This is a genomic window from Acetobacter lambici (assembly GCF_011516885.1).
GTDB lineage: Bacteria > Pseudomonadota > Alphaproteobacteria > Acetobacterales > Acetobacteraceae > Acetobacter > Acetobacter lambici.
Map to the genome: position 1 here is coordinate 1 of NZ_WOTD01000049.1, position 13,111 is coordinate 13,111.

The following is a 13,111-nucleotide window of genomic DNA, read 5'->3' on the forward strand; positions in this document are numbered from 1 at the left end:
CGCCGCCAGGTCTTCCAGTCCACCCTCAAAAACTCTTCAAATCAAAATCAACACTCATTACCATCGCGGGGTGGAGCAGCCCGGTAGCTCGTCAGGCTCATAACCTGAAGGCCGTAGGTTCAAATCCTACCCCCGCAACCAAACGTAAGTCCTTGATAGGACACGATAAACCCGCCCGTTTGAGGCGGGTTTTTTGTTGCCCGAAATCCCGCGCAGGAAACACATAGGAAACAGACGAAAAGGTAATCCGGCGACATATCAGGCACAAACGGCGAGGTCGTGGGTAAAACTCTGGCCAAAAGCTTTGATTGTAATCGAAGCTATTCGGTATCCGTTCGCCGGGTTGCTTAGATAGGCAAGGTAGGCACTCGCCCGACCTCCATCGCTGCCGTCAAGGTCAGCACGGTCGCTCACGACACACAGACGAAAAAAAGGGAATGTCCACATTATTGCGTGGGTAGTCGTCTTGAAATGAGTGTGTGTGTTGAAAATGTGGGATAAAAGTGTGTTTGGGCCGGAATTCTGCCGTTTGTAGCAGTGTGTGGAGTCGGTGCCATTTTGTTTTATGCACATTATCCACAGGGTTATTCACGGGGTCTGTACCGTGGGTGTGAGTCAGGTTGAAAAGCGCTGCGGATGAGCCCGGATAGACAGTAACGCAGCGCTGGTGGCGGAGGAGACTCCGCGCGAGCAGGTCGTTATTCAGCGCCCTGATGTTTTTCAATGTCGTGGAACGCGCTCTCAACAGCTGTATAAAACTTGGATTCTGGGTTTTCGATACAGGACTGTTTTATTTTTTCAGAGCCGTAGGTCATGTTGCTCACAAAGTCATTCGGGTTGGCGTTGGGGTTGGCCTGCAGGAGGTCATTGCTCAGACCACTGATATAACCTTGTGCCCATGCCATGAATTTTTCATCCGAGCGTGGATTGATATCCAGCAGCTTCAGATATTTCTCACAAGAAAAATTGCCAAGACCGATAATACTGGGTTCAGCTTTTGCCGGGTGGGAGACAAATAGCGCAATACTTAAAAGAAAAATGGTTTTTACGGTGTTACTCCGTAGCATCATGGTTTTTTTCCTTCTGGTGGCTAATATGCCTGTTGGACTTTGTTATGAGTGCCATATGACATATTTATGTTGAAAAATCTCTATGTTCATAATGCAGGTCCGAGCTTGGTCTTGGATTTTTCTGGGTGATTACCCGGTCATCGTTATTCTGTGGTTGGCCAAAGTCAGCAGAGGCTTTTCCTGTATGTGGGCAAAGGAGCCGGTATGTCCTTTATTGATCAGCTTGGATTGAGTGCTCCTTTGTTACAAGCACCCATGGCAGGCGTATCCACTCCGGCGCTGGCTGCGGCGGTGTGTAATACTGGCGCGTTGGGTGCCATAGGGGTCGGTGCAACGGATGCAACTGGCGCGCGTGACATGATTGCACAGGTGCAGGCACTTACCGTGCGGCCTTTTAATGTGAATCTGTTCGTGCACAGCACACCGCGGACAGATCCATTGCGTGAGGCGTCATGGATGGCGTGGTTGCGGCCGTTGTTCACGCAATATGGCGTGTCGGTGCCCACTACGCTGGAAGCACCCTACACCAGTTTTGATGATGACCCGGATATGCTGCATATGTTGCTGGCAGTCAGGCCGCGCGTGATCAGTTTTCATTTTGGATTGCCCGCTCCGGAAAAAATACAGGCCTTGCGGAATACGGGGGCAGTTTTGCTGGCGACCGTGACCAGCCTGACGGAAGCCCAAATGGCCGAAAAAGCAGGTATGGACGGCGTGGTCGCTCAAGGGCTGGAAGCCGGGGGCCATAGAGGCATGTTTGACGCCGCAGCACCCGATGACGGGTTGGGAGTAGTTGCGTTAACGCGGCTTCTGGCTCGTTGTGGCGGTTGCCCCGTGGTGGCGGCCGGTGGAGTGATGGATGGCGCGGGTGTGGCCGCCATGCTGGATTTGGGAGCTGTTGCCGCCCAGTTGGGCACGGCTTTTGTAGCGTGCCCCGAATCTGGCGCGGATGCAGCCTACAGGCAGGCACTCATGGGGCCTGCCGCATACCATACCCGTTTGATATCCTGCATCTCTGGCAGGCCAGCGCGTGGTCTGCCCAGCCGTTGGAGTGCTTTGGCCGGACAGTCGTCTATGCCAGAGCCACCGGCCTATCCCATAGCCTATGCCGCAGCCAAGGCGCTCAATACTGCCGCCCGTGCTTGTGGTGAAGCGGGGTTAGGTGCGCAATGGGCGGGGCAGGGCGCACCACTGGCCAGAGCCCTGCCCGCCGCACAATTGGTACGGACAATACAGTCCGAACTGGCTCTGGCCCGTATGGCGCGTGGATAACCCGAACCACGTGCCACACCATTGTGCTGTTCGGGCCAGAGATTGATTAAGGCAAAAAATCAGGCAGCTTTAAGCTGGGCCTCGGCAAATTCATAATTGGCCAGCTTGTCGAGGTAGTTGGTAATGTAGTCGGGGCGGCGGTTGCGGAAGTCCAGATAATAGGCGTGTTCCCACACATCCAGCCCCAGCAGGACCTGCCCCTGCCCTTCGGCGACCGGGTTGGAGCCATTGGCGGTTTTGGTTACAGCCAGCTTGCCCGAGGGGGTGAGCACCAGCCATGCCCAGCCCGACCCGAATTGTGAGATCGCGGCTTTTTTGAAGTCTTCCTTAAACGCGTCAATGCTTCCCAGATCCTGCTTTATTTTGCTCTCCAACGCGCTGGGAATGGCCCCACCCGTGGGGGAGAGGTTGTTCCAGAACAGAATATGGTTCCAGTGTTGCCCGGCATTGTTAAAGACCGGAGCCAGATCGGGCTTGCCCTTGGCGGCAAGAATGATCTCCTCAAGCGATTTGCCCTGTAATTCCGGTTTGGCGTCTACAAAACCGTTCAGTGCCGTCACATAGGCCTGATGGTGTTTGTCGTGATGCAGCTCCAGTGTTTCCTGGCACATGCCTTTGTTGGCAAGAGCGTTGTAGGAAAATGGAAGGGCTGGCAGTTCAAAGGCCATAACGGTTTCCTTTTATGTCTCGTATTTTTTGCGGTGCGCCACGGGTGCTGCATGGCATCTGCGCCAGGGGTGGCGCAGTTCCGCTATGGGTTAGTAACACCTGCCTGTGCGTGGGGTTTCAGTCACTATTGTGTTTGAGGTCGAACTCCACGGGTACGGTCAGGGTGATCTGTTCTCCGGGCACGCTGTCTGGCGGGGTGGGCAGGGGTTCGGCCCGGTGGACAAGGGCCAGTGTTTCCTCATCCAGCAGGGCATGGCCAGAACTGCCTGCCAGTCTGGCGGACAGAACATGGCCTTTGCGGTCCATGGTAAAGGTCAGCATGGACGTGCCCTGTTGTGCCGCCATTTGTGCCTGTGCAGGGTAGCGTTTGAATTTTTCCAGTTGTCCCAGCAGCAGGCCCTGCCATGTGGCGGGTTCGTGCGTGTGCTGGGCAGAGGTCAGCCCCGGTGGGGGCGCGGCCTGTGCTGTGGATGCGGGGGCCGTAAAGGCTGGAGGTGCTGTGTTCTGCTCCGCTGTTTTTTGCAGGTTGGGGGCAGGTAATGGCACGCGCGGGACGGGTTTGTGTTTTTTTACAATCTTGTGGAGTTTTTCTGGCGCAGGCACGGGCACCGGCGGGTTGGGAGCCGGTGCGGGGGGGGGCGGCAACCGCTGGGGGCAGTACGGGTTCTGGATCAGGTTGGGAGAGGGTCTGCGCTGGCCCCGGCGGTGCATCCGTTGGTGGTGCGGGGACGGAAACAGGGCTGGGAGCCAGATCCATGGCAATAGCGGCGGGGGCTGCGTTCTCCGTGGGTGGGATGGGGGCTGGCAGAAGCATGGCCCAGCACAGACCACCACCACTTATGGCGCATACAGCCAGTAGGGAAAGCCCCCATAGCCGTGTTTCACGCTGCTGTTCCCTGCGTAGCAGTTCCGCCTTCCAATGGTGGAAGGAGAACGGAAGAGGGGGAAGGGTGGTGGAGGCGCTCATGGAGCCTGCGCGCCTTCTTCCTGCCCTTGCAGATTCACTAATGCCACCTTGAGGTACCCCGCCGCGCGGAGCTTATCCATCACGCTCATAAGGGTTGCGTAATCCACAGTTTTGTCTGCCCGCAGAAAAATGCGTTCGTCCTTGTTGCCTTTTGCTGCGGTGTTCAGGGCTGTTGGCAGGTCATTCTGGGCAACAATATCTTCCCCCACAGCCAGAGTCTGGTTGGCCTGAATGGTGACAAAAACCGGATTATCCGGCCGGGGTGCGGGTTGTTGTGTGGAGGAGGGCAGGTCCACGGGCACATTGACCGTGGTCAGCGGTGCAGTGACCATAAAAATGACCAGCAGAACCAGCATGACATCAATAAAAGGGGTTACGTTAATTTCGTGCGCTTCGTGCGGGTTTTCATCCGTGTGGCGCAGGTGGATGGCCATGCTTGCCGCTCCCTTTATTCCGCACCGGTGGCGCGGCTGCCAAAGCGCACAACGCGCCCACCATCCAGCAGGCTTTGCATCCGGCCCAGATCGCGGGAGACCAGACGCATGATAAGGGAGGCAATATCGGCCACCTGCGCACGGCACGCAGCGGACTGGCGGGCCAGATGGTTATAAATCACCACTGCGGGAATAGCTGCGACCAGCCCAAGGGCTGTGGCCAGCAGGGCCTCGGCAATACCGGGGGCAACAACGGCAAGGCTGGTGGCCTTGCTGGCCGCAATACCGGTAAAGGAGGTCATAATCCCCCACACCGTGCCGAACAGCCCGACAAAGGGCGAGGTCGCACCAATGGTGGCCAGCAGGCCAGTGCCGCGCACCAGGCGGCGGCTTTCGGCAGCTTCCAGCCGCTCAAGGTGCAGCACAATGCGTTCCTTCAGGCCGTCCGTATCATCGGGAATATCCTGCGAGCGCACACGCTCCGTTTCCGCCGCCATGACCAGTGTGTGGGCAATGCGGCAGCAGCGTGTGTGGGCCTCGCCCCCATCCAGCGTATCCGCTTCTTCCAGAATGCTTTCTGCTTTTGTCAGGCCTTTTTTCGTGCGTATGAACTCCACCGACTTGGCAATCAGCACTGTCCAGCTCAGCAGGCTTGCCAGTGCAAGAATGATCATAACGCTCTGCACAATGGCCCCTGCGCCAAGGAACATATCCCACGGAGAAAAATTCTGTGAAAGTTGTGTGGCAGAAGGCATTGTTCAGACCTGTTCAATAAAAGCCCATTGATTGGCACTGAGGGAAAACGCCTTTTCCCTTCTTGGGTTATGGCGTTCTGTTCCACCCCAGAGCGCATTGGGACTATGGTTGCCAGTGGGCCCACCCGGAGTGGATGGGCACTCGCGCAGTGGGTGAGCAATGCCTAAACGCGATTTTAATTGCAAGTGAGAATCTTTATCAAAAACAGAAAATCCGAAAGAGACCGTTCGGTTTATAAAAACCGGTTTTGAATTAATCTTTATATATTCAAGATGTAATAAAAAATTAGCACTAATTTGGTGCCCATTGGTTGTGGCAAAATTAACACAGCCAGTAGGGCAAGGCAATTTATGATATTGATAATCAATTGCATAACAGCCCTGACTAAAATTATGTGACGGTGTGTTTCAACCAGATTTTGAAAGCGTTTCGCCTTAGCCCAAGAGCGGAACGGGGAGTATCAGTGCATGGGTTACTCACAGCGGCCCCCAACACAGAGCAAAACATTGCGCACAGCCATGGCCATCGGTGTTTCGGTGGGGTTTGGTCTTGCCGCAGGGGAGGCCGAGGCGCAGGATCTGCCGGGTGGGAGCGAACCATCCCCGTCCGATCATGCCATCCGATTGCCAGCCGTGCGGGTTGGTGGCCATGCCGGGCAGGATGACCAGAATGGTTATCAGTCTGGGAATACCAATAGTCAGATCCTCAATATTTCCAGAATGCCCGATAGTGTGAGGGATACGCCGCAGACCATCAGCGTTATTCCGCAGGAGCTGATCAAGCAGCAGCGCGCCTTTACTCTGGATCAGGCGCTTAGCAACGTGCCCGGTATTACCATGTCCACCGGGGAGGGAGCGGGGGGGCTGAACGGCGACCAGTTCCGTATTCGTGGCCTACAGGCGCGTGGGGATATGTACACCGACGGCCTGCGCGATTTTGGAACCTACACGCGTGACATGTTCAACACCGAGAGTGTTGAGGTCATCAAAGGCCCATCGGGGGAATATTTTGGGGCAGGCAACGTTGGCGGCGTGATCAACATGAGCCAGAAACACGCCCATCTTGGCAATGCCTTCAGTTATGATCAGTCATTTGGCAGTGGTCCCCTCTTCCGTGGGGCGGGGGATCTTAACTACCAGATCAATGACGACATGGCCATTCGGGTGAACGGCATGTTCAACCGTCAGGATATTGTGGACCGCAATAACATCAGCGCCAACCGCTATGGTGCGGCGGTGGACTTTGGTGTGGGCCTGCGGAGCAAAACATCGTGGCATCTGACATGGCAGTGGCTGGGGAGTGACAGCAACCCGGATTACGGGGTGAGCATGTTGCAGGTTAACGGCATATATCGCCCGATTACCGAATATGGTCTGCCGCGTAACACCAGTTACACCCGGAGTTTTGACCGTGACCAGTCCAATATTCATACCATTACCTCGGCCCTTAAGTCCGAGGTCAATAGCTGGCTGACCATTACTAACGATACCCGACTGAGCCTGTATGACCGTGAATACGCGGCCACAACTCCGGCAGCCTGTAGCGGGGCCTGTGCCACGGCGTTCCTTAACGGTGGCAACCCAACCCTGCCTTATGGCGCTGGCGGTGGTGCAGCATACCGCCAGCAGGGCTGGGGGGTGCAGAATGTGTTCATGGGGCGTGCACGTTTTAACACAGGTTTTATCAAACATGATGTTAAAGCCGGTATAGATATCAATTATACCAGCGATAGCCGCTGGCCGGGCAGCTACGCCAACCGTAGCAACACCCAGACCATCCGCAACCCGCAATATCAGTCCAGTGGCACAACCATCAGCTTCCCCGATGCGGGGTACGGTAACGCCAACGCGCGCGATCTGGGCCTGTTTATTGCGGACAAAATCCAACTGACCAAGCAGCTTGCCCTGTTTGGCACCGGACGGTGGGATTCCTTCTCCAGCACATATTATACCCGCGCCACACAGGCCAATGGCCGTGCGGAGCAGAAGTCTGATCGCTGGAGCCCATCGGGCAGTCTTGTGTATTCGCCTTTCAAAATGGCGTCTTTTTACTTCACGTTCGCCCGGTCCTATAAGCCGGTTGGCACGGATGTGGCCTCTCAGGTCACAATCAAACCAACAGCGGGGGACGTGGCGCAGAAGGGGGTTGACCTTTCACCCCAGCGCAGTGACCTGTTTGAATTTGGCACCAAGGCCGACTTCCTGCACAAACGGCTTGGCACCACGCTGGCTTTTTTCCAGATTAGCGAAACCAATTCACAATATACGGATGTAAATGGTGATCTGGAGGCAGGCTTTGGCGATGCCGGGAGTGGCCGCCGTATTCGCGGTGTGGAACTGAGTGCGAACGGTAAAATTACACAAGACTGGCAGGTCTTTGCATCCTACTCCTATATGGATGGCAAAGTGACCCATAGCGCCACCTCCAACGGCAAGACCGCGCCACAGGTGCCGCATAACTCCATGTCGGTCTGGACATCGTATGACCTGTCACGCGCATTGCTGAGCCCCAACTGGGGTGATCTCAAGGTCGGTGGCGGGGTGCAGTACGCATCGGGCTACTGGGCAGGGCCGGACACGACCAATACCGCACGCATGCCCAATAACTTCAACTTTAACGGCATGCTGTCATGGGAGTACAAGCATTATCGTGTGTCCTTCAATGCCAACAACATTACCAATCATCTGAACTATGCGTCCTCCTTCTCTGGCAGCCGCGCGGTGCCTGCGGCCGGGCGTACCTTTATTGGCAACGTTGGCGTGACATTCTGAACAATGCCAGATTCGGTATTGCATAAATCCGGGAGCATGCTGCCCTCCAATGAGAACGGGAGCAGTGTGCTGCCCGAGTCAGCCTCCTTCTTAATGCAGGGGGGAGGGAGGATGCCTCCCTCCCCTGTTGAAGGGCAGCTTGTACTGGCCCAGATCTATCTGGATCGGGGGCAGATGCACGCAGCCTTCAGCATGATCGAGGTTGCCGCCAGAAGTGGCCACGCCCAAGCCCTGAACATGCTAGGCCGCGCGTATGAACGTGGGTGGGGGGTAACGCCTAACCCATTGGTGGCTATCCAGTATTTTGAAATGGCTGCCCGGCAGAATTACGGTTGGGCTTTTTTTAATCTGGCTGATTTGTATATGTCTGGTCATGGTCCGCCGCGTGATGTGGGGCGGGCTTACGGTCTGTACGTTCGGGCGGCTCAGGCGGGTGTTGCAAAAGCACTGAATATGATTGGGCTTTTGCACGAAGATAAATCTCCCAAGGGTCTGTTTGTGGCCCGTGAGTATTACAGGGCCGCAGCAGAGGCAGGGGATTGCTGGGGCGCGCTGAACATGGCCCGGCTGGCGCTACAGGACGGAAACATTTCCATGGCGCAGGAGTTTTTTCAAAAAACACTCGAGACCGGGTTTGATGCGTGTTTCCTTGACATGAAAAAACTGCTGGCCTTTATGCCCGCACCTTATGGTGCGGAACTGATAGCCCGCACCGACCAGCGCCTGCGCAAGCAGTCCTAGCGGTTGGGGTGGCGGCCTGGCCCTGTCTCGCGCAGGAAAAAGGTCAGCACCCCGGCCAGCACAATGCCCGCCAGCCCAAAGCTGAAGGCCTGCGAGAACTGAACGCCAGTGAGCGCTGCCCCGTGGCCCAGATGCTGCAAAAACGCGGCAAACAGGGGTGAAACAATGGCGCTCATGACAAACACCAGAAAATTGATGGCGCCGGTCGCACTCCCCTTAACTTCGTCGGCATTGACCTCCTTGATAATGGAGTAGGGGATCATGGCCGCACCGGAGGATACCCCCAGCACAAACGCCAGAACATAGGGGGGGAAGGTGTTGCCCGGCAGGTAAATAATGGCGGCCACGGTCAGCGCCATAACAACAATGCCGCCGAGCAGCACGGGTTTGCGGCGGCCTATGCGGTCGGTCAGATAGCCAAGGGCGGGGCAGCCGACCATCCAGCCCACTGGCACCATGGCCGCGCGCATGACTGCCTCATGGTACCCAATGTGCCAGCTCTGGGTTAAAAAGGTTATGCCCCATGTCATGCTGCCAACGGTTGTTGGTAAAAACAGCAGACCCGAGCACAGCCCGCATAAATAAATAGGATTGGGGGTTGGAGAGTACGCTCCTGTATGGCGCAAACATGGAGCCCGCAGGGTGGTTGGCCGTTGCCGCACTTTTGTGTTCCTGCGGGGTCAGGAAAAAAATGAACACGGCAACAAGTGCAATCAGCCCGCCTGTATCAATCCAGAAAAAATGCCAGTTGATCACACCATGAATCAGCCACGCCACGGTGGACTGCCCCATGGCTCCTCCCATCATGCCAGCACATTGGGTTACCCCTACGGCGGTGGCCAGATGTTCTTTGGAAAAACCACGTGCGGCAAGGTACACCGCCCCGACAAAAGCAAAAGCCGAACCCGCGCCCTGCATCAGGCGGCCAAGGCTTGCCATCCACTCATTCCCCCAGCCAAACAGGCATGTACCCGCTGCCAGAACAAGTGCCCCAAAGGAAATGGTGTATTTAGCCCCCCACCGGTCCACCGCCGCACCGGAGATAATGGAGCACAGCGAGTAGGTGTAGTAATAAAGTCCAAGCAGGGACCCCAGACCAACGGTTGTCAGCCCGAAGGAAGAGACAAGCTCCCCCACCATAACGCTGGGTGCTGAGCGGGTGGAGTATTGCAACCAGTAGAACACCAGACACAAAAACCACGCCACAATATAGGCGTTCTGGTTGGTAAGGACGGGTTTTTGTGTGGATGGAGGAACAGGTTGCGGGGCCGGTGGCATGCGATTATTCCGTTAATTCATATTTAAATTAAGTATTTTGTGGCGCACTTATAAAAAGGATTTCCCGAATTTTTACAAGGTAAGGCACGCTGCTCTTATTGGCGCTGTGGGTGCAATTCAACTTCAGGCGATGCACAGGCGTGTGCGACCACTGCTGGTTGTGCGGATTAATATTTTTTTGGGTAATCAGGGGGGGGCTGGCCAGTATAGGGCTGTTTTGCCACTCAGGGGCGACAGCTATGGACCGACCAGACACAAAAGGGTTAGCGGGCGTAGCGGTGCCCGCTCTTTACCGCTCTGCTCATGCGGCGGTTTGTTGCACCTGCTGGCTCAGGCGAGCAGAAGCACAATGACCAGACCCCACATGGTCAGCAGGGTATTGCTTACGGCGTAAGGCACTGTGTAGCCCAGCATGGGCACATTGCTCTTGGCAACATCCGCCACCATGGCGACCGAGGCCGTGCTGGTGCGCGCCCCCCCACAGCAGCCCAGATTGATCGCGGGATCAAAGCGGAAGATGTATTTGCCAATAAGGGGGGCCAGCAGCATGGGCGTGGCGCTGGCGAACACCCCCCAGAAAAACACGCTCACACCCGCTTCCTGCAACCCCCGGATAAAGGTTGGCCCGGCGGAAATACCAACAACCGCGATAAAAATGTTCAGGCCAACCGTGTTCATGAACCATACGGAAGCCGAAGGAACACTGCCCAGCTTTGGCGTAACACTACGCAACCAGCCCAGCACAAGCCCTGCGATCAGCGCTCCACCGGAGGAGGAAAGGGTAATGGGCACACCGCCAATAGGCAGCACGAGCGAGCCCAGAAGCCCCCCCACAAAAATACCCCCGCCCACCAGCACCATGCTGGTGACATTGGTGGGGCGGTCGGCATAACCTACATTGCTGATGACATCGGCCACATGCCTGCGGCTGCCGGTAATGTTGATAATGTCCCCCCGGTTGATCGCGGTCTGGGAGAGGACGGGAATTTCCACATTCATGGAGCCACGGCGGATGGAGTTAATGTAAATTCCACGGGCGTAAGGTGCGGTGGACAGGTCAACAAGGCGCTGGCCGCCCAGTTGTTTGCTGGTCACAACCACATCAACCGTTTCCACGGGAATTTCGATCAACTCCTGATCAGCCACTTCTTCGGCATGGTTGGACCAGTAGACCAGTGCGTCATGCGGGCCGGATACGGCAACAATATCGCCCTCTTGCAGGAGCGTTGTGTTGTCGAATGGAATAATTTTGCCATCACGGCGCAGGTTTTCGAGAAAAATGCGTTTGTCCTGCGCTTTTTCCGCTTCTGCTACGGTTTTGCCCGCAATCAGGCCGACCGTCTTCAGCTTGTAGGCGCGGATAATATAGGTGTGCCATGCGGTATCCGCGTTTTCGTTCACGGGGCGGATGTTCATGTCCCGCTCATAGCGCTCGCATTCCTGCGCCAGATTGATGCGCAGGATCTTTGGTCCCAGAAATGCCAGCATCCAGCCTGTACCCACTGTGCCAAACAGGTAGGTGACCGCGTAGGCTACGGGTATGGCGTTCAGTTCGGACTGGATATGCTCGGGGGACAGGCCACTGCGGTTGATCGCATCTGTTGCCAGACCAATAGAGGCGGAAATGGTTTGCGACCCGGCCAGAAGCCCTTCCGCAATGCCCGGCCCGTAGCCCGAAACAATGGCTGCCACATACACGCACACCAAGCATAAAGCAGAAATGATGACGGCAAAAATGGCCTGCGGCAAACCGTCATTGGCTATGCCCCGGACAAACTGCGGCCCCACGCCAAAGCCCACGGCAAACAGGAACATGATGAAAAAGACGGATTTGACCTGAGGCGAAATGGCAATGCCCAACTGCCCGACCAGAACCCCGGCCAGCAGCGTGCCCGTAACGGCCCCAAGGCTGAAACTGCCGAACTTGAGCGACCCGACCCAAAATCCGATCGCCAGTGTCAGAAAGATCGCCAGTTCAGGAGAGGCGCGGAGCGTCTCCGCAATCCAATGCACTGTCATGTGTAAGCTCCTTCACCCGCAAGTGACAGCCTTGCAGAGCCTATGCAAAAAAAATGCTCCCGCACGGTCGGTGCGGGAGCGGCACGCGGGCGTGTTCAGCCCTTGTTTGTGTCGGACACACGCTTGAGCAGTTTCAGGCCCAAAGCTTTGTTAAAGCCATGGATTTCCTTCACATCCAGCTTGCGCATAAAATCCACAATACTTTGTGTAATGACCTGCCCCGGCACCATAATGGGGAAACCCGGCGGGTAGGGGATAACAAAGTTGGCAGAGACCAGTGCCGGACCAGATTGCAGGCGCTGGGCAATTTCGGGGCTGTCGAGCGGAATATATTCGCACTCGGCCTCGTTATACGCATCATAAAAGGCCCGGCGGATATCCCCGTGCAGGGTCTTGGCCGTGGGCTGGTCACGGTAACGGTCATCAAAGTGGCTGAAGTTGGGGAGTTCTGGCAGGTCGTCCACCAGTTCGTGCACTTTGTTCTCGAAGGTTTTCAGATAACCATCGTCGTTATCGAGAACTTTCTTTTCAATGTCCGTGGCAATATCCACCAGAACCCGGATCAGCAGGGCAATGTCGGACCGGTTGTTGTTGATGTTGGACTGGAGCAGAACGCTGTTGCGCGACGTTTTGTTGAGCTGGATATTAAACTTGTCGGCCAGAATGTTCTTGAACGTCGTGCCATCAAAACCCGCCGCCCCGCAGGACAGGGTCATACGCGTGGGGTCCAGCTGGAACTCGTCCGTTTTAATGGACTGGAGTGCCTTGTCCCAGCTTATGTTGGGGTCGTTGTAATCCGCAAGCCCGGACTTGCGGAAGGCATCGGGGATCATTTCCGCACTGTTGAGCACCCGGAAGTATTTGGAAATCAGTGGGTGGGTGTTGATCTGTTTGCGAATTTCGAGCGAAATCTGCAAGGCGTTGCTGACCAGCCCATACCCTTCAAGCTGCATCTGGCGGCGGGCGACATCGAGCGATGCAATAATCTGGAGGTTGGGGCTGGTGGAGGCATGCGTAAACACCGCCTCGACGCGGATTTCTCACACTTGAGGCAATTTCGGGTCATTTTGTAGAATTCAGTCATCCCACAGGAGCCCGATCTGGAATATTGACGATATTCTGCTTCTGGCGGCG

The 13,111-nt window shown here is 56.1% G+C and carries 12 protein-coding genes and 1 tRNA gene; 4 read left to right on the forward strand and 9 right to left on the reverse strand.

Annotation, left to right across the window (positions count from 1 at the left end; translation table 11 throughout):
* Positions 1-64: 64 nt before the first annotated feature.
* Positions 65-141: transfer RNA gene (locus tag GOB86_RS13205), tRNA-Met, on the forward strand.
* Positions 142-698: 557 nt separating this feature from the next.
* Here GOB86_RS13205 and GOB86_RS13210 read toward each other — a convergent pair.
* On the reverse strand, positions 699-1,070 hold the full coding sequence (locus GOB86_RS13210) for a hypothetical protein (protein WP_165993010.1): 372 nt from the start codon (positions 1,068-1,070) through the stop codon (positions 699-701).
* A gap of 204 nt (positions 1,071-1,274) precedes the next feature.
* On the opposite strand from GOB86_RS13210, the gene GOB86_RS13215 reads away from it, so the two are divergent.
* Positions 1,275-2,342, forward strand: a complete 1,068-nt coding sequence (locus tag GOB86_RS13215) for an NAD(P)H-dependent flavin oxidoreductase (protein ID WP_165993013.1) — start codon at positions 1,275-1,277, stop codon at positions 2,340-2,342.
* 59 nt (positions 2,343-2,401) lie between these two features.
* Here the strand turns inward: GOB86_RS13215 and GOB86_RS13220 are convergent, their stop codons facing one another.
* The 4 genes from GOB86_RS13220 to exbB form a co-directional block, all read right to left on the reverse strand.
* A complete protein-coding gene (locus GOB86_RS13220; RefSeq protein ID WP_165993015.1) occupies positions 2,402-3,010 on the reverse strand; it encodes a superoxide dismutase in 609 nt (202 codons plus the stop codon).
* A 118-nt stretch (positions 3,011-3,128) separates the two neighbouring features.
* Positions 3,129-3,722 (reverse strand): energy transducer TonB family protein, encoded by a 594-nt coding sequence (locus tag GOB86_RS13225; RefSeq protein ID WP_242012677.1) that lies wholly within the window; start codon positions 3,720-3,722, stop codon positions 3,129-3,131.
* Positions 3,723-3,974: 252 nt separating this feature from the next.
* The gene (gene exbD, locus GOB86_RS13230; protein WP_165993018.1) at positions 3,975-4,412 is read right to left on the reverse strand and encodes a TonB system transport protein ExbD; all 438 of its coding nucleotides are present in this window, start codon (positions 4,410-4,412) and stop codon (positions 3,975-3,977) included.
* A gap of 14 nt (positions 4,413-4,426) precedes the next feature.
* Positions 4,427-5,167, reverse strand: a complete 741-nt coding sequence (gene exbB / locus GOB86_RS13235; protein ID WP_165993020.1) for a tonB-system energizer ExbB — start codon at positions 5,165-5,167, stop codon at positions 4,427-4,429.
* Positions 5,168-5,635: 468 nt separating this feature from the next.
* Here exbB and GOB86_RS13240 point away from each other — a divergent pair, with 468 nt between their 5' ends.
* Both GOB86_RS13240 and GOB86_RS13245 read left to right on the forward strand, forming a co-directional pair.
* On the forward strand, positions 5,636-7,939 hold the full coding sequence (locus tag GOB86_RS13240) for a TonB-dependent receptor (RefSeq protein ID WP_165993022.1): 2,304 nt from the start codon (positions 5,636-5,638) through the stop codon (positions 7,937-7,939).
* A gap of 111 nt (positions 7,940-8,050) precedes the next feature.
* Positions 8,051-8,680, forward strand: coding sequence for a tetratricopeptide repeat protein (locus GOB86_RS13245; protein WP_165993025.1), 630 nt, complete (start codon positions 8,051-8,053; stop codon positions 8,678-8,680).
* Here the strand turns inward: GOB86_RS13245 and GOB86_RS16155 are convergent.
* The 4 genes from GOB86_RS16155 to GOB86_RS16540 form a co-directional block, all read right to left on the reverse strand.
* A complete protein-coding gene (locus tag GOB86_RS16155; protein ID WP_242012678.1) occupies positions 8,677-9,210 on the reverse strand; it encodes an MFS transporter in 534 nt (177 codons plus the stop codon). The genes GOB86_RS13245 and GOB86_RS16155 overlap by 4 nt on opposite strands.
* Positions 9,158-9,958, reverse strand: a complete 801-nt coding sequence (locus GOB86_RS16160) for an MFS transporter (RefSeq protein WP_242012679.1) — start codon at positions 9,956-9,958, stop codon at positions 9,158-9,160. The genes GOB86_RS16155 and GOB86_RS16160 overlap by 53 nt, the downstream gene beginning before the upstream one ends.
* A gap of 330 nt (positions 9,959-10,288) precedes the next feature.
* A complete protein-coding gene (gene aspT / locus GOB86_RS13255) occupies positions 10,289-11,977 on the reverse strand; it encodes an aspartate-alanine antiporter (RefSeq protein WP_165993028.1) in 1,689 nt (562 codons plus the stop codon).
* A gap of 95 nt (positions 11,978-12,072) precedes the next feature.
* On the reverse strand, positions 12,073-12,999 hold the full coding sequence (locus tag GOB86_RS16540; RefSeq protein WP_198912043.1) for an Orn/Lys/Arg family decarboxylase: 927 nt from the start codon (positions 12,997-12,999) through the stop codon (positions 12,073-12,075).
* Positions 13,000-13,111 lie beyond the last annotated feature (112 nt).